The sequence below is a fragment of the Bombilactobacillus bombi genome, assembly GCF_003522965.1.
Lineage (GTDB): Bacteria > Bacillota > Bacilli > Lactobacillales > Lactobacillaceae > Bombilactobacillus > Bombilactobacillus bombi.
Genome location: NZ_CP031513.1, coordinates 607,292 through 625,190, shown reverse-complemented (window position 1 = coordinate 625,190; position 17,899 = coordinate 607,292). Strand labels below are relative to the sequence as shown.

The window sequence follows — 17,899 nt, the reverse complement described above, 5'->3', positions numbered from 1 at the left end:
TCTGAAACAAAAATTGTTTCAGACGCTTTTAGTTTAAACTTTTTCAAAATCTTTAATCCACCCTAAAGCCACAGCTTTCTCACCTAAGTGCGTTCCAATTACTGGACCAAAATAACTTTGTTCAATTGTTGTATTAGGAAATTTTTTCTGTAAATCTGCAGTCCAAATATCATTTTCTGATTGATCATTTGCGTCAATTACTATTAAACGATATGGAAAATCTGCTGCTGCTTGAGCTTTCGCAAATCGCTGTTCACTTTTCAGATAAGCCTTTTTAATTGAACGAACTTTTTCGTAAGCAACAATTTCATCAGTTTGATCATCAAAGGTTAACAAAGGTTTAATATTAAGCATAGTTCCAATTACGGCTGAAGCGTTAGATAATCGCCCACCCTTTACCAAATTAGTTAAATCATTGACAATAATGTTTTCATCAATTGTACTCCGTAAATCGTCTAAGCGCGCTAAAATTGTCTCCAGGTCTTTACCTGCATTGGCCATACGTGCTGCTTCCAGCGCCAAATATCCCATTAAACGCACCGTAATATGCGAATCATATGGTATAATTTTAATATTTGTCTTAGTCTTGGATAAGACATTTAAACTATTAATTAATCCAGAGATTGTTGATGCTAAATGAATTGAAATAACAGCATCGTAACCTTTATCAGCCAATTGATCGTACAATTTATTTAATTCACCAAATTCTGGTTGTGAAGTTTTAGGAAGTTCTTTGAGATTGCGTACACGCTCATAAAACTCCTTAGTAGTTATATCTACACCTTCATGATAAACTTGATCTTCAATAATCACTGGTATTGAAATAATATAAATGTTGTTTTCCTTTGCTTCTTCTTTAGATAGGTATGAAGAGCTGTCTGTTACTACAGCAATTTTCATATATTTTCACCAACCGTTCTTCATTAGCATTGCTAAAGCATGATGACTAATATTACAATACGACCAATTGTATCATATTATCTTGAATGGTGTAAAATGTTAGCTAAGTATTAATCTGATTTTTTTTAAAATAAAAATAAAATAGGAGTTGTTTTTATAATGTCATTTGACGGAATATTTACACACACGATGGTTTTCGAATTGAAAGAGCATCTTCTTTCAGGAAGAATTACCAAAATTCAGCAACCATTTGCACAAGAATTATTATTAACTGTTCGTGCTTTTAATCACAATTATAGTCTTTTATTGTCTGCCAATCCTAGCTATGCCCGTGTGCAAATTACAGAAGTGAAGTTTCAAAGTCCTGCAAAACCAAGTAATTTTGTCATGACATTACGGAAACATTTATCTGGAGCAATAATTAAAGATATTAGTCAAATCAAAAATGATCGGATGATTGTTTTTCAACTACAAAACCGTGACGAATTAGGTGATACACAGACCTTATTCTTATATGTAGAAATTATGAATCGCCACAGTAATATCGTATTGGTTCGACAAAGCGATCAAAAAATTATTGATGCAATCAAGCACATTAGTTCCAATCAAGATCGTTACCGCGAATTGTTACCTCAAGTGTCTTACAAATTACCGCCACAACAGAATTTACAGGATCCATTTGATGCCTTTGCCCGCGAACAATTTATAAAATCACACCAAGATGTGCTTGTAAAACAAAATGTAGCCGATGTTACCAATTTAATTAAAGAAAATTTTATGGGTTTAGGCAAAGACTCTACAAAAGAGCTAGTTACTCGGCTGACAACAACTAAAGCAAATGCAGATGCTATTTTAAAAAGTTTTAATCAGATGTTCAAACAATTACAACAACCACAAGCTACAATTTATACTAAACAACAGCAACAAACTTTTACACCCATTCCCTATCAAACTATCCAAGCACAAGGATTTATAGACCAACAATTTACTACTTTAAGTTTAATGTTAGATGCTTTTTACCACGATCGGGCACGTAAAGATCGCGTACGCCAGCAGGCGGATAATTTGTTGCAAGTCATTAAGCGTAATTTAAAACGTGATCGGACTAAAATCAAAAGATTGCAAAAAGATTTACAAAAAACTGAATCTGCCGATCAAGCTCGCTTGCGGGGGGAACTCTTAACAACCTTTATGAATCAGGTTCCTAAAGGTGCTCAATCAATAACTCTAGAAAATTATTATGATAACAACAAACCAATTGCAATCACCTTACAGCCAGAATTAAGCCCCTCTCAAAACGCACAAAAATATTTTAAAACTTACCAAAAATTAAAAAATTCAATTGCTCATTTAAAAGAACAATTGAATTTAACCCAGCAAGAAAAAGAATATTTAGAAGGAATTCTTGCGCAATTAGAATATGCGCAAGTCCAAGATATTGCTGATATTACAGTGGAACTGCGCCAGCAAGGTTATCTCAAGCAAAAACAGCAAAACAAAAAACGTCCAGCTAAAATTCATCACGGTGAAACTTTTATTGCTGCTGATGGAACCCAAATTCATGTAGGTAAAAATAATCTACAAAATGATTATTTAACCACTAAATTTGCTGATAAACGCTATACATGGCTGCATATCAAAAATATGCCTGGTTCACATGTTATCATTGCCGATTTTAAACCAAGTCCAGAAACAATTAAACAAGCTGCCCAGCTGGCTGCTTTCTACTCTAAAGCGGGACAAAATAAAGCTAAAGTACCAGTTGATTATACCCTAGTTAAACACGTGCATAAACCTAATGGTGCCAAGCCAGGATTTGTCATTTACACCGACCAAAAAACATTAATGGTCGAACCTAAGCAGGATTTACCCCAAAAATAATTATTTAAATGCCTTACGATAACCTTCTGGCAAGTCAAAGTAATGTATTTTAGTGTTATATAAACCATTGGATAATTGACTAAAACTAATCTTGCGTCCAAATAAGTTTTTACTTTTTTGAGATTTAGGAGTAGCGATACCCACGAGCGCATGGCACAAAACATCTGTGAAATTAGGATTAATTTGGCTGATAATGCCAACATTAGTAGTAAAGCCGGGAATAAATTGAGATACAGTTGCATCTGACATAATTAGAGTACCAAATTTTAAATTAGAAAGATGCTGATGCACATAATTGATTACTGTGTGTGCTAATGTAGGGCTTAATTTGCCCGGAACAGACGTGACTTCAAAACGTTGGGACGAATTTTGTTTGGCAACGTTGGTAATCGGCGATGAAAGCCATAATTGTTGAGAAGCATCTTGGATAAAAGCAATTTCTGTCATTACATTTTGATTTTTAAAAATTTCTTGCTGGTAATTGAAATTATGAATGGCTAACGGATAACTGAGATGCTGATTTTCTAGAGTATTAATGGTGATGTTTAATCGATTTTGATCACTATATAAATATGACTTGTTATATATGGAATCCATAAAATAATCACTTATCGTATTAGAGTCAATTTTACTCAATAAACTACCATGTACAGCAACTAAATAACCGTCCATTTGAAATTGGTGAATCAACTGTTGCGCTAAAATCGTCATTTCATAATTAGAAATCATATCTGAATTAGGATAGTCGTTAATGATAATTTGATAAGTTGGTAATGACGGTAGTGGATCATCCAAAAAGACCGTATAGTAATTATTTACAGTGCCTTGATCTAGTGAAAAGGAACTCGGTGCTGGTAGCGCAATTGGCTGCAGACTTAATTGCGCAGTGATTTTTTGTACTTGCTCAGTCGTAATTTTCCATAAATGAGCAATCAAAAAATCAGAAAAGCCATAACGCTTACATGTTGATAAAACTTCTAAATTACCCTTTTGATATTCTAATAAACGTGCAAGATCCAATAAGTGTTTTAAAGATTCCAAAAACACATGATTATATTTGGTGAAACTGTATATTTCGTGAACATCAAATCCTCTATTTAACGCTTCACAAACCGCAATAATTCTGCGAATATTAGTATGAAACAAGGCCGATTCAATTTGTTCGTCACTCAAATTAGCATCGGGATGATTAATAAAAATATCATCTGTTAAATCAAGTATTTGAAATCCCTTCATAATAATAGTCTCTAAATTATTTCCATTAACAATAATGGCTCCTAAAGAAGATTTATGAGGTCCCAAATTGTTATTGAGTTTAGATAAATTGTGCGTCTGCCAAATGGGAAATCTTGCTGTAATATGGTTAGGAGTCAATTCTACAGCAGCATTAAATTTGGAACCATCTAAAGAAACTACTTCTTGTAATCTTTTACCTAGACTGACTTGACAAATCACTTCAAATAACGGATACCCAGTACTAGCAATAATTGGTAAAATTTTGCTTTGAAATAAAGGTGAAATTTCCAATACATAAAAAGAATTAGTTTGTTCATCCACAGCTAGATGAAAAGTACAAACACCTACAATTTTCAGTATACGTGTTAATTTTAAAATGGCATCACGTAAGCGCTGAAACATAGAATTAGCAATAGAAAACACTGGAGTAACGCTAATAGAGTCATTGGAATGGATTCCAATTGGATCAATATCTTCAGACGAATAGATCAAAGCTGCATTATCAAAACGATCTCGAATAGAGGTCATAGTAACTTCTTTGAAATTATTAATACTACGCTCGATTTCATAACCTTCCACAGCAGTAGTAGTTGCAAACAATTTGGCTAGTTCAGCTTTAGTATTGATACTATTCCAATAAGTCCTTTGTTCTTTATTGTTTACCCGGATAATTACCGGAAAGTGGTGTTTATCTACAAAAGCCATTGCCTCATCCAGATTACTAATTAGCTCATGTTCAATTATTCTAAATCCTTTATTTTGAAGATAACTAGTAAGCGTTTTGTGACTAATTGCTAAATTTAAATTTTGTTGATTTAAATTTAGCAATTTCACTTGATGCTTTTTAAAGAAGTCCTGTTTGATGAGATTTCGAAAAAGATGTAAATTACTGTTGGCTGTGTATGTTGGAAAGACTAAATCAATTTGATATTGTAAAATAACTGTTTTTAAATTACTAAGATTAATTTCTCTAAATACTATATGAGTAGCCAAAGTATGAAATTCCGGAAATAGTTCACGATTTTCTGTTAATAAAACTGTTTTATAGCCTTCTTTGTGAAAAGTTTCCAATGTGGCATAAATAGCTTTTTCTTGATCTAGTTTTTCGCCAGATACTAATCCAGTGGTGGTTCCAATTATTAAGACATTTTTGGTCATAGTTGTTTTCCTTGCTTAAACGAGTTAATCATTTCTATAAATTCATCAAAAACGTACAACGCATCATGAGTTCCTGGAGCAGCTTCTGGTTGAAATTGGACAGTCATCGTTGGATCGCTGCGATGGCGTAAACCTTCAATCACATTATCGTTGACACAGCGATAAGTAATAAAAAAGTTAGTTCTTGCCATATTAGAATGCGCAACAGCATAATTATGATTATGATTAGAAAATTCAATATTTTCAGTAGCAATTTCTAAAGTAGGTACATTAGAGCCGTGATGGCCATAACGCATGCGCTCAATTTCAGCACCGTTTGCAAGGGCCACCACCAAATGTCCTAAACCAATACCCAGAATGGGTATTTTACCTTCTAATTGTTGACAAGTTGTAATTGTTTCCGGGATTTCATGTGGATCTCCTGGCCCACTTGTGAATAAAACAGCATCTGGATCTAATTCCATAATGTCTTCTGCACTAGTATTATAGGGCAAAATAACTGAATCACATTTTCGAATAGATAATTGGCGCAAAATTGAAAATTTTAATCCTAAATCAATGACAGCAATTTTAAATCCTACATTAGGATTAGGATATGGTTGCTTGGTAGAAACAGTTTTGACTCGGTCACGTGGAATAACGAGTGCTCGAATTTGGTCAATCGCATGTTCATCATCTGTATCCATAATACTAGCTTTCATAGAACCATGCTTCTTAATATGAGCTGCCAAGCGTTGAACATTGATATTGGTAATACCAGGTAAATGGCGCTTTTCTAAAAAATGTGCCAAAGAACTAGGGTTATTTGCGTTCATTTGATTGACTGGGATACTATTAAAAATTACACCCTTACAACTTAAAGCAATTGACTCATAGTCATCACGGTTCATTCCAATAGTATTAATTAGTGGCGCTATAAAAACTATAATTTGATCATTATAGGTCTGGTCAGTAATAGTTTGTTCTAAACCACTGATATTATTAGTAACCACTAATTCCCCTGTTGATATTGAAGTAGCACCCACACTGTCACCACGAAAAACGGTGCCATCTTCTAAAATTAAATATTTTTTCATAATTATTAGTTAGCTAAAATCTCAATTTTATCTTCATCATCAATTTCTGCCATTGAAACTTTGATGGTTTCTTTATGGGAGGTAGGAATATTCTTCCCTACATAATCGGCACGAATTGGCAACTCTCGATGGCCTCGATCTACCAAAACGGCTAAAGAAATTTTACTGGGACGGCCAATACTCATAATAGCGTCCAAAGCTGCCCGAATAGTTCTGCCGGTGTACAGTACATCATCCACTAAAACAATATGTTTGCCATTAACATCGACTGCCTTAAACTGGGGGTTTTCGGCTTGCTTTTCGACAGGGTGATCATCTCTAAAATTAGTAACATCCAGATCAAATTGAGGTACATCAATATCTTCTAGTTGATAAAGTCGAGATTTAATTCTTTTAGCTAAATAAGCTCCTCTTGTTTTTATTCCAATTAAGACTAAATTCTGGTTACCTTTATTTTTTTCAATAATCTCGTAAGTAATGCGGGTTAATGTCCGCTTCATTGTTTTATCGTCAACAATTTCCTTGTTCATTACAAGTTTCCTTTCTCATTAGTCCGTAAATTATTTAGGGTTGTTTGAAATATTTGTGGTGGGTCGACATGAAATTCTAACCATTGTCCAGTGCGTGGATGGCGAAAACCTAATGTTTGCGCATGTAAGAACTGCCCTGCTCCAGCCAAAGTGTGTCGAGGACCGTATAAGGGATCTCCAGCAACAGGATGACCGATATATTGTAAATGTACCCGAATTTGATGAGTCCGTCCAGTTTCTAAACGACATTTGACTAAAGCAAACTTGGTAAAATTTTCCTGTACTTGAAAGTGAGTAATTGCACTTTTTCCAGTGGCAATCACAGCTTGGCGTTTACGTTCGTTGGGATCACGACCAATCGGAGCTTCAATAGTGCCCTCCTTTTCCTCAAAAGGATTATGCACGATTGCTAAATAATCACGTAAATTGGTTTTAGCTTTAATTTGTGCACTCAGTGATTCTTGGGCTAATTCTGATTTAGCAATCATTAATAAACCGGATGTATCTTTATCAATCCGATGAACAATGCCTGGTCGAATTATATCCTTACTCTGTATCTGTGTATGATACAAAATTGCATTAACTAAAGTCCCATCTGGATGCCCTGCCGAGGGATGAACGACCATCCCTTGCGGTTTGTTAACTACTAATACATCATCATCTTCATAAATAATATTTAAAGGCAACTTTTGTGCAGTTGCATGTAATGGTTCGCGTTTTGTTACTGTAACTTCAATTAAATCATTAGTTAAAATACGATAACCAGTTTTATTGATAATTTGCTGATTAACACACACTTGATTAGCTTTAATCCATTTTTGAATTTGAGCACGGGTATATTCAGGATGAAACTTCAAGATTATTTTATCAAGTCGATCTGAATTTTCATTATTTTTAAAAGCAAAAGTAGTAATTGTCTTTCTCCTCTTTACTCATCAGTTTTAAAAACATAAATTAGCAATAATATAACGCCTATTGTAATTAAAATATCGGCAATATTACAAACAAAGTTTAAAAATGGTAAATTAAAAACATTTAAATAAATCATGTCAACCACATAACCCCGAAATAAACGATCACAGGCATTACCGATAGTCCCTGCCAATAAAAATGCGATACTAATTGTTAACCAATGAGAACGATTTTTAAATTTAAAGAACAAATAAATCAAAATTGCTAATGCTATTACAGTAATAACTAAGAAAATTCCTCGTTGACCTGACAAAATATTATAAGCGGCGCCATGGTTATTTAATCGCGTTAAAGCTAGAAAATTAGGAACAATTACAGACTCTTTTCCAGCTGGTAAAGCTATAATTGCCCACTGCTTAATAATTTGATCCAACCCCACACCTAAAATAATAATTAAAAGACTAATCCATGCCATAGTGATTAAAATAGTCCTGTAATTTGATCTTGGTCATTAATATCCATATTTAAAGCAGCTGGTTTGGTAGGTAATCCAGGCATTGTTAAAATATTACCTGTTAAGACTACTAAAAATCCCGCTCCTAGATTAGGAACAATTGATTGAACATGTAAATCAAAATCTGTTGGCGCACCTAATTGATGTGGGTCATCACTAAAAGAATATTGGGTCTTAGCAATACAAATTGGCATTTTATCCCAGCCATGTTGTTCAATTGATTTTAATTGACGTAAGGCAGCTGTACTGAAAACAACTTGCTGTGCCCCATAAATATCATGAGCAACATGTGTGATTTTGGTAGAAATGGATTCATTATCGTCATAAAGTCTTTGATATGCAGTAGCTTTAGGTAAGTCAACAATTGCCTGAGCTAATTCCAATGCACCTTGACCACCATCTTGATGAACCGTTACAGGATAAGCCGCTGCATCTAATTCTTGACATAGTTGTTGTAACAATTTAACTTCGTCATCTGTATCATTGCTAAAACGATTAATTGCTACTAATACAGGTAACCCGTATTGCTTCATGTTTAAGATATGACGTTTTAAATTAGCAAACCCAGCCTTTAAAGCTGTTAAATTAGGTTTTTGAATTTCATCTAACGATAAGCCACCATTATATTTAAGCGACCTAATAGTAGCAACAATTACTGCAGCATCTGGTTTTTTATCTAATTTGGGCGAAACAATATCTAAAAATTTTTCAGCTCCCAAATCAGCACCAAATCCTGCTTCTGTTAAAGCAAAATCACCTAAATGTAAAGCCAAATTAGTAGCAATAATGCTGTTGCACCCATGGGCAATATTCGCAAAAGGTCCACCATGCATAATTACTGGTGTGTGTTCGAGAGTTTGTACCAAATTAGGCTTAATAGCATCTTTTAAAAGTAAAGTCAAAGCACCTTCGGCATGTAAATCTTTAACAAATACAGGTTGTTGGTCATAAGTATAGCCAATCAAAATTTGACCAATTTTTTGTTTTAAATCAGAACGATTTTGTGCTAGACATAAAACTGCCATCATTTCCGAAGCAACTGTAATTTGAAAATGATCTTCTCGCACCACTCCAGAAGTAGGACCACCTAAGCCAATAACTACATTACGCAAAGCCCGATCATTAACATCTAAAGCTCGCTTCCAAGTAATGCGTCGTGGATCAAGTTGCAGCTGATTACCATGTTGAATGTGGTTATCAATCAAAGCTGAAAGAGTATTAATTGCAGCAGTTAAAGCGTGCATATCGCCTGTAAAATGCAAATTAATATCTTCCATAGGCACAACTTGCGCATAACCGCCACCAGCAGCTCCGCCTTTAATTCCCATTACTGGTCCTAAAGATGGTTCCCGCATTGCTACGACTGTTTTTTGTTGTAATTGTTGCAATGCATCAGCCAAACCAATCATAACTGTGGATTTACCTTCACCTGCAGGAGTTGGGTTCATCGCCGTTACTAAAATTAATTTACCCATGGATTGCTTTTTTGACTTTTCAACTACTGCAGGATTAATTTTAGCCTTGTAATTGCCATATAATTCTAAGTCTGCTGATTCTAATCCTAGTTTAGCAGCCACTTTAGTTATTGGTTGAATATCTTTACTTTCATTTTCTTGTGCAATTTGAATATCAGTTTTCACAAGCATCACTTCCTAAATTTAATTTTTTTAATTGTTTAATACCCTTTTTACTTACCCATAACTGTAAGGGAAAATAACTTTTATCTTGAAAAATAAAAACACATTGATGTCTTTGGAATTTGACATTTTTGATTTGTGCAAAATTAAAATGATGCTGGTTGGTATTAATTAATCCGTGAATCGTTAAAGATTGTTGATGACTATCAATTATTAGGGTATGCCGTTGAATTTGTAAAAGTATAATTATAACAGCTAAAACTATTAATCCCCAGCCCCAATAATTATTCCACTGACTCTCAAAAAGAACGATTCCGCCTAACAAAAGAACACTTAAAATCCAGCACCAAGCAATAATTCCCAGTTGGTTGGCTAGTTGATAGTGAATTCTTTGAATGATTTCACCCCATTTACTAATTTCAATAGCTTGATTTTATCACAAAATTAATTGCCATTGGTAAAGAGTGAATTTATTTCCATTGAAGAATCCATGACAAATACCAGTTTTAAAGTTATGATTATTTATTATAAACAACTTGCAAATGGAGATTTAGTTATGATAAAAGAGTACGCACTTAAAACCAACTTAGCCGTTATTAATGCCAATGACATCACTGCTGAGGAACAAAATCGTTTAATTAAGGATTATAAAATTACTCGAGAAACGATTAATTATGCGTTAGACAAGTTTGAGCGTCCCCGCATAAGTTACACTGAGGCAACTGATAGTTATTTAATGGTCATTAGTATTCCGTCTTTTAAAGATGATCTTGCCAAAATGGTCCAATCTGTAACTATTATTGTCAATGATCAAAATATTATTTGCTTTACTAATAAATATAGCCAACATATTATGGGTTATATTGTTAAATTTTTTAATCAAGATCAACAACTATCACATGTTGCTTTTCAATTATTTGCCTATCTTATTCATCGGATTTCTGATGAATTCTTAGATATTGTCAAACATTTTTATGATCAGCAAGAAAAAATTGAAGTTGCATTTCATAAACGTTCCAAAAGAGCAGCAACGATTAAAACTTTAGCCGAACTTCAATCAAAGATTACTTTCGGTTTAACAGCAACTTCAGGCAACGAAAACTTAGTCGGACAAATTCGCGCCTTTTTTAAAATGCCTAACAACAAATTAAAAATGGATCATAATTTGCGTCAACAATTAGAATCAGCCCGTATCGAATCCAATCAAGCTTTGAAAGATTTTCAATTAATAAATGACATCGTCCAACAGTTGTCGGGAACATATAATAATATCTTAAATAATGATACCAATGATGTAATGCGTTATTTAACAGTTTATTCTCTCATTTTAACCATTCCTACGATTGTAGTTGGGTTTTACGGTATGAATATGCATTTACCATTAGCTGATGGTAAATGGGCTTGGTTGTACGCCCTTATTATCACGATTGCTTTAACGGCTATTTTAATTATTGATATGATTCGCCGTCATTTTTTATAAGTTGGATGTCCCCAATATTGGAAAAAGTCAGTCCTTAAGGCGCCATTATACAATTTACGTCGTTTAGTAGCCTTTGTGCCATAGTACTTTTCAAATTCTAGATCACTTGACAAATAGTACTTACTCCAGGTAGTTAATTGTGAAAAGTTATCGCCCATTTGTTGGTAAAGATTACGAGCTTGCTTTTGGTCTTGCATTCGTTTGCCATAAGGTGGATTAGCAATTAATATTCCATTATCAGTCGTAATATTAAGGTCTTTTACAGCAACTTGTTTAAAACTGATATCATGCAAAACACCCGCTTGATGAGCATTTAATTTTGCAATATCAATCATTGATCCGTCAATATCACTAGCCTGAATCTGCAAATCACCGCTAGGAAGAATTTGCGTGCGGGCTTGTTCTTGCGCATTAGTTAGCAAATTGGAATCAAACCAGGGGAATTTTTCAAACGCAAAATGTCGCTGTAAACCTGGTGCAATATTGCGACCAATTAAAGCAGCTTCAATTGCAATAGTTCCAGAACCAGTAGTTGGGTCACAAAAAGGATCATTAGCGCGCCAAGGTGTTAGTAAAACGAGTGCTGCTGCAAAGTTTTCTTTTAAAGGAGCTCCACCATGTTCTTGCCGATAGCCTCTTTTAAACAGTGATTCACCTGTGGTGTCTAATGTTAATTCAGCATGATCTTTTACTAATCTGATTTCGATTTGAAAGGTGGGGCCACTTTCAGGCAGCCAACCATGGCGATGATAAACTGTGGTCATCTTATCAACAATTGCCTTTTTGGTTAGTGATTGAATATCGGGTTCTGAGTGTAATTGTGAGCGAACACTGCGTCCCTTAACTGGAAAAGCAGCATCTAATGGTAACCAATTGTCCCAACTAACAGATTTAACATTTTCAAATAACTCATCAAAAGTTGTTGCTGTAAATTCTTTTAAAACAATTTTAATGCGATCCGCACTGCGTAACCATAAATTAGTATTAACAATATCAGCTAATTCGCCTTCAAAGTAGGCCTTACCATTTTCTAATTGGACTTGATAGCCTAAATCCTGCAATTCCTTTTTCGTAATAGCCTCAAATCCACTAGCCATAGTTGCTAATAATTTCATAATTTTCTCCTTCTATATATAAAAAGGGCGGACATAGTTGTCCACCCTTTGGCTTAGCAGATTTCTATAAGCCACGTTCTGTTCCAGCAGTTACGCCACTAACTGCCTTTTGTAATCATCTATCTACACTTTACAGTGTTTTCGACGTGAGTTTAATTCCCCGTGTCGAAACTCCCCTACCAAAGTTTGGGTTTCCTGCTCGTGGGGTTTACCCGTTCCAATCTTTTGTTTCCAAAAGTATGCGTCTCTGTGGCACTTTCAGGTTACTCGTACATAGCCTTTGTTAAGACCTTAGAATTTTCACCGCCGTAATCTGATTAACAGATTCTCCAGCTTATTGGGCTGAACGCGAACACTATAAGCATTGCAGCTTATGCCGGCGTGGACTTTCCTCAGTTTGCAATAAACAAACCGCGATTACACAAAACCTGCATTTAATATCTTACACTCTCTGACCTAAAAATGCTAGCCTTTAATTCAATCTCGTGGTAATTGATCGCTTGAATTAACAATCGGTTGGCGCTGATCGTCAGCTTTAGCATAATTAACAGTATTTGCAACTGTTGCTGATTGACCAAATACGTGCCGTTCTAGATTAGATAATCGTTTTAAAATGTCATAATAAGTTGTTCCTGGAGCTGAATTGTCCAAAGAATCGGTAACAGAACTCACAGGTGTTACTGACTGTGCAGTTTCTTTGGGACTAACTTCAGTCTTAACACCACTATTATTATCAATTTGATCAATGAGACGTTTATTTTCAGACTTTAAATCAGCAATTGTTTTTTCATATGCTTCATAGTCTTGAATAATTTCATCTAAAAAAGCATCGACCTCTTTAGCACTATACCCTTTTATGGCAGTTTTAAATCTTTTCTCTACAATTTGTTTTGGACTTAATTTAACCTCTGTCATTTAATACACCCCAATCTTACTAATTCATTATAACAAAAACTAGTGGCCGCTTTCTTAATAACGTAGAACTTTAGTTTTTTTTAAAAATCTACTTGTGCATCAATAAAATCTTGCAAATCATAAAAATCAACTAACCGCAAATCATAATCATGCTCTTTTTGATATTGTTTAATAGCCCGATATTCATATTGTGCTTTTCCTGGATGTTCTAAGTCATAAACCATTAAACCAGCATCCGTATGTTGCAACATAAATTGTTGCCAATTAGTAAATTGACTTGGATTTACATAATCTTGTGCACTAACGCTGTTCACATAATCAGCTTGTTGTTGAGCAAGGGCAAAGCGTTGTTGATTTTTTTCACTCCAATTGTTTGCTATATTAGTAAATGGTAACATAATTGCTGTTTTTAAGTGATAGGTTTGAAATATTGAATTTTTTTTAACTGTTTCAATCGTATATTGTTCGATTCCTAATTGACCGCCTGTTAAAATCCATTGCAAACCATCTTCACAATAATCTTGTAAAATTTGTGTCAAATAATCCATAATAATTTTCTTTTTGGGATCCTCATCTTGAAAAATTCCTAATTCATAGGAACGATATCCACTGACCCATAAATTTTTAATATTTTCCATTTAGTATCTTTCTTGTCCATTAAGGAACCATGATATAATATTCAACAGCTAGGAGTGATATAATTTGACTATTAATTATCCCCAAGGCACAAACTTGACAGCTAATTCGATTACCAAAAAAGGACCGACAATTTTTGGTGATCGTGGAATGACCTTGGAACAAGAAATCAACGAAAGTAATGCTTATTATCGTAATCACAAGGTGGCCGTCATTTATAAAAAACCGACACCGATTCAAATTGTCAAAGTTGATTATCCTAAACGCAGCCGCGCAGTGATTAAAGAAGCCTATTTTCGGCAAGCATCCACAACTGATTATAACGGTGTCTATCAAGGACATTACATTGACTTTGAAGCCAAAGAAACACGACACAAACGTTCATTTCCCTTGAGCAACTTTCATGAACATCAAATTCAACATCTAGATAGTTGCTTGCAACAAGCTGGTATTTGTTTTGCAATTATTAAATTTGTAACACTCCAACGTTATTTTGTGTTGCCTGCACAAGTGCTAATTGACTTTTGGCAAAGTGCCATTAAGGGTGGTAAAAAATCAATACCATTGGCATTCATTGAAAAAAAATCCTTAGAAATTAAGGCTGGCTATAACCCTATCTTACCCTATTTAGATATTTGCCGCCAACTAATTAACCAAACAGGAGAAAATCATGGCTAATTCACGTATTGAAAAATATCATCGTCAAAAAAAACCGCAAAAATCTCATCATAAAGGACTTAAATACCTTTTAAATGCTATCTTGGCTTTGATTGTTATAATGGTCGTTGTTTTTGTCTATTATGGTATTAGCGCTCCTAGAGTCAACTCAGAAATTTTACAAAGTGGTGGTTCTTCAACTATTTATGATCATAAAGGACAAGAAATTACAACATTAGGTAATGAAAATCGAACCTATATTACCATTGATAAAGTACCCCAATCTATGAAAGATGCTATTATTTCTACAGAAGATCGGCATTTTTATCAAGAACATTTAGGTTTCAATCCATTTCGGATTTTTATGGCAGCAATTAATAATTTGCGAGGAGACTCTATTCAAGGTGGAAGTACGCTAACGCAACAATTAATTAAGTTGTCGGTTTTTTCCACTAAAAAATCTGATCAAACTTTGAAGCGTAAAATGCAAGAAGTTTGGTTAGCAGTCAAGGTAGAGAGAAATTTTTCTAAAGATCAAATTTTAGAATATTATTTAAACAAAGTATATTTGGCTAATGGGACATATGGATTTCAAACAGCAGCTCATTATTACTTTGGTAAAAATCTCAATCAATTAACTTTAGAACAAATGGCACTGCTGGCTGGAATGCCACAAGCACCTAATAATTATGATCCATATAAAAATCCTGATGCAGCTAAAACCAGACGTGATTTAGTATTAAAAGCTATGTACAACAATCATAAAATCACTTTAGAACAAGCTCAGAATGCTAAAAATACCCCAATTACTTCAGGTTTGAAAGCCTATCGCCCGAACACGGGAGTTGGAGAAAATAAATTAATTGTAGATCCCTATATAAAAGAAGTGATTCATGAAGTTAAAGCGAAAGGTTTCGATCCTTATCGCGATAACTTAAAAATTACTGTTAATATGGATACCAAAGTGCAAAAACGTTTATATGAAATAGTTAATAGCGATGAAATTGCTTTTCCTAATAATTTATTTCAAACAGGCGTTAGCGTCGTTGATCCTAATAATGGCGCCGTAATTGCAATGATTGGCGGGCGCAAATTAGGTGATGTGCAGTTAGGATTAAATCGAGCAGTTCAAACTTCTCGCAGCAACGGTTCCACAATGAAGCCTATTTTGGATTATGCACCTGCAATTGAATATTTACATTGGCCTACTAATCAAATTGTTCGAGATACTCCTTACACCTATCCTGGCACCAATATCAGTTTAAATAATTGGGATTATTCTTATATGGGTAATATTACCATGCGTACAGCTTTAGCTGAATCTCGTAATGTTCCGGCAATTCGCACATTAGGAACGGTAGGATTTGATCGAGCACGTAAATTTGCCCGTAATATGGGAATTAATGTGCCTCAAAATGAAGGATTATCTGCGGGAATCGGCAGTGAGGTTTCTTCTTTACAATTAGCTAGTGCATACTCAGCTTTTGCTAATGGTGGCACTTATTATAAACCTAGCTATGTTTCCAAAATTCAAACTATTGATGGTTTTAACCACCACTATGATCCTACTGGTAAAAAGGTAATGAGCGAAGCTACTGCTTATTTAATTACTGACATTTTAAAAGATGTTGTGAAACCTACAGGAATGGGCTCACAAGCTTATATTAGTGGCCTTTATCAAGCAGGTAAAACCGGCTCGAGTAACTATAGCAATGAAGAAATTGCCCGTAATCCTTCATTAGCAAATATGTCTAAAGATACTTTATTTACTGGATACACCAAAAATTATGCTATTGGCGTATGGACTGGCTATGATCAACCTAATATCCATGGACTAGACGCTACTCAACAAAAAATTGCGGCACAAATATATCAGCATTTGATGCGTTATTTAGCAGCACATTCCAATAACCAAAATTGGAATAAACCGTACAGTGTAGTTCGGGTGGCTGGAACCAACATCTTATATATTCGTCATCATCGTCCTAATAATATTCCAGCTCATTCGACTATTAATAACAACAACGACAATAGTGCAAATGAAGTCGTACCTAATCGTGGTCGACGCGCACATTCTAATAATAGCGCTGAATTTGGTACTGATGATGATAATCGCAGTAATAGTGATTGGGATAATAATTCCAATTCTAATAACAATAATTCAACTAACAGTTCTCCTGACACCACTACCCCACCTACCAATGGCAATAGTGCTACTAATCCTAATAATAATACTGATAATAATTCCAATTCCACAACTCCGCCTGCTTCTAATACTCCTCCAGTCGCGCCCCCGGCCAATAATGGTCAACCCCCTACTCAATAAAACAAAACGTTAGACACTCTAGAATTTCTTAAACTGCATAAGCAAAATCTTAAAAAAGCAAAAACCATTTTAAACTAATTTTGGTTTTTGCTTTTTGTTTTCTTCTTTGAACTAATCTTTTAGAAATTTTAAGGTACACTAAAAAAATGCTTGTCTTCGATATTCGCTAGGCGTTTAGCCTTGGAGTTTTGAAGAATACGTTGAGTGCTGTACAACTGAGTATATTCTTGAACAACTTTGACTTTGAATTTTTCAGAGATATTAAGTCATAATAAATACCTCACAATCGCTAGTCTTTGTCTAACAATTATGAGGCATTCCATTTTTCTATACTTTTTATTTTTTTTCTATTTTTGATGTTGTAATGCAAATTATTGCTATACATATTAATGACATTAATATGTTTCCTAATTTTTGATTTTTGAATAATGGAACAATGAAATAATAAGATGGCATATAAATTAAAAGTAAAACTATTACTGGTATTATTCTTTCTACTTGTTTTTTTTTCATTATTGGTATCCCCACTTTTCTGAATTTAAATAAAGTGTAAATCCATTCCTGTTGCCCCTAACATAATTTCCGCCGCTGTTTATTTATGATAGATTGAGGAATTTTGGCGTATGCTTTTGAATCTTGTTGCTTACCATAATCTAAAATTTATTTTTTTAATTCTCTTTATTAAATTGTTGTTGATTGGTTATTCAATGTAGCTGCCCCAGCGTGATGGAGTTGTTGTTGCGCCGAGTGAAATAGCTAAAAGGGTAATTACACTTGCTCTTTTAATAGTTTGTTTCATTGGTGACACCTCCAGGTTTTTATAAATTTTCTATGTTGGGATTATATCTAAAAATAAAATTAAAAGTCAATATATTTTTTAATTTTATTTACGTTTAATATTAAAAAACTGTTGTAGTTGGTGCTGT

At 34.2% G+C, this 17,899-nt stretch carries 16 protein-coding genes and 1 other RNA gene; 4 read left to right on the top strand and 13 right to left on the bottom strand.

What is annotated here, in order from left to right; translation table 11 throughout:
- Positions 1–33 precede the first annotated feature (33 nt).
- On the bottom strand, positions 34–900 hold the full coding sequence (locus tag DS830_RS03285; protein ID WP_118908240.1) for a DegV family protein: 867 nt from the start codon (positions 898–900) through the stop codon (positions 34–36).
- Between the two features lie 159 nt (positions 901–1,059).
- On the opposite strand from DS830_RS03285, the gene DS830_RS03280 reads away from it, so the two are divergent.
- Positions 1,060–2,781, top strand: coding sequence for an Rqc2 family fibronectin-binding protein (locus DS830_RS03280; protein ID WP_118908239.1), 1,722 nt, complete (start codon positions 1,060–1,062; stop codon positions 2,779–2,781).
- On the opposite strand, the gene DS830_RS03275 is transcribed toward DS830_RS03280, so the two are convergent.
- From DS830_RS03275 to DS830_RS03245, 7 genes are read right to left on the bottom strand one after another with little or no spacing between them, the layout of a single operon-like run.
- On the bottom strand, positions 2,782–5,175 hold the full coding sequence (locus DS830_RS03275) for an ATP-binding protein (protein WP_118908238.1): 2,394 nt from the start codon (positions 5,173–5,175) through the stop codon (positions 2,782–2,784).
- Positions 5,172–6,251, bottom strand: a complete 1,080-nt coding sequence (locus DS830_RS03270; RefSeq protein WP_118908237.1) for a carbamoyl phosphate synthase small subunit — start codon at positions 6,249–6,251, stop codon at positions 5,172–5,174. The genes DS830_RS03275 and DS830_RS03270 overlap by 4 nt, the downstream gene beginning before the upstream one ends.
- A 5-nt stretch (positions 6,252–6,256) precedes the next feature.
- Positions 6,257–6,781, bottom strand: coding sequence for a bifunctional pyr operon transcriptional regulator/uracil phosphoribosyltransferase PyrR (pyrR, locus tag DS830_RS03265; protein WP_118908236.1), 525 nt, complete (start codon positions 6,779–6,781; stop codon positions 6,257–6,259).
- Positions 6,781–7,695, bottom strand: a complete 915-nt coding sequence (locus tag DS830_RS03260) for an RluA family pseudouridine synthase (RefSeq protein WP_118908235.1) — start codon at positions 7,693–7,695, stop codon at positions 6,781–6,783. Before DS830_RS03260 ends, pyrR begins: the two co-directional genes overlap by 1 nt.
- Positions 7,696–7,709: 14 nt before the next feature.
- A complete protein-coding gene (gene lspA, locus DS830_RS03255; protein ID WP_118908234.1) occupies positions 7,710–8,168 on the bottom strand; it encodes a signal peptidase II in 459 nt (152 codons plus the stop codon).
- 5 nt (positions 8,169–8,173) lie between these two features.
- On the bottom strand, positions 8,174–9,853 hold the full coding sequence (locus tag DS830_RS03250; protein WP_118908233.1) for a formate--tetrahydrofolate ligase: 1,680 nt from the start codon (positions 9,851–9,853) through the stop codon (positions 8,174–8,176).
- On the bottom strand, positions 9,837–10,232 hold the full coding sequence (locus DS830_RS03245; protein ID WP_276103705.1) for an EbsA family protein: 396 nt from the start codon (positions 10,230–10,232) through the stop codon (positions 9,837–9,839). The genes DS830_RS03250 and DS830_RS03245 overlap by 17 nt, the downstream gene beginning before the upstream one ends.
- Before the next feature lie 168 nt (positions 10,233–10,400).
- On the opposite strand from DS830_RS03245, the gene DS830_RS03240 reads away from it, so the two are divergent.
- Positions 10,401–11,324, top strand: coding sequence for a magnesium transporter CorA family protein (locus DS830_RS03240; RefSeq protein WP_162887494.1), 924 nt, complete (start codon positions 10,401–10,403; stop codon positions 11,322–11,324).
- On the opposite strand, the gene DS830_RS03235 is transcribed toward DS830_RS03240, so the two are convergent.
- The 4 genes from DS830_RS03235 to DS830_RS03220 form a co-directional block, all read right to left on the bottom strand.
- Positions 11,312–12,439, bottom strand: a complete 1,128-nt coding sequence (locus DS830_RS03235; RefSeq protein WP_118908230.1) for a THUMP domain-containing class I SAM-dependent RNA methyltransferase — start codon at positions 12,437–12,439, stop codon at positions 11,312–11,314. The genes DS830_RS03240 and DS830_RS03235 overlap by 13 nt on opposite strands.
- 62 nt (positions 12,440–12,501) lie before the next feature.
- Positions 12,502–12,868: RNase P RNA component class B (gene rnpB / locus DS830_RS03230), an RNA gene on the bottom strand.
- Between the two features lie 48 nt (positions 12,869–12,916).
- Entirely contained in the window at positions 12,917–13,354 is a 438-nt protein-coding gene (gpsB, locus tag DS830_RS03225; RefSeq protein ID WP_118908229.1) for a cell division regulator GpsB, read from the bottom strand.
- 80 nt (positions 13,355–13,434) lie between these two features.
- Positions 13,435–13,992, bottom strand: coding sequence for an SLOG family protein (locus tag DS830_RS03220; protein ID WP_240366831.1), 558 nt, complete (start codon positions 13,990–13,992; stop codon positions 13,435–13,437).
- 64 nt (positions 13,993–14,056) lie between these two features.
- Here DS830_RS03220 and recU point away from each other — a divergent pair, with 64 nt between their 5' ends.
- Together recU and DS830_RS03210 are read left to right on the top strand one after the other, a co-directional pair.
- Entirely contained in the window at positions 14,057–14,668 is a 612-nt protein-coding gene (gene recU, locus DS830_RS03215) for a Holliday junction resolvase RecU (protein ID WP_118908228.1), read from the top strand.
- Positions 14,661–16,973: a transglycosylase domain-containing protein gene (locus DS830_RS03210; protein WP_118908227.1), complete on the top strand. Its 2,313-nt coding sequence runs from the start codon at positions 14,661–14,663 to the stop codon at positions 16,971–16,973. The genes recU and DS830_RS03210 overlap by 8 nt, the downstream gene beginning before the upstream one ends.
- A gap of 336 nt (positions 16,974–17,309) precedes the next feature.
- On the opposite strand, the gene DS830_RS08850 is transcribed toward DS830_RS03210, so the two are convergent.
- Complete coding sequence (locus DS830_RS08850; RefSeq protein WP_162887493.1) at positions 17,310–17,486, bottom strand: hypothetical protein; 177 nt, start codon at positions 17,484–17,486, stop codon at positions 17,310–17,312.
- Positions 17,487–17,899 lie beyond the last annotated feature (413 nt).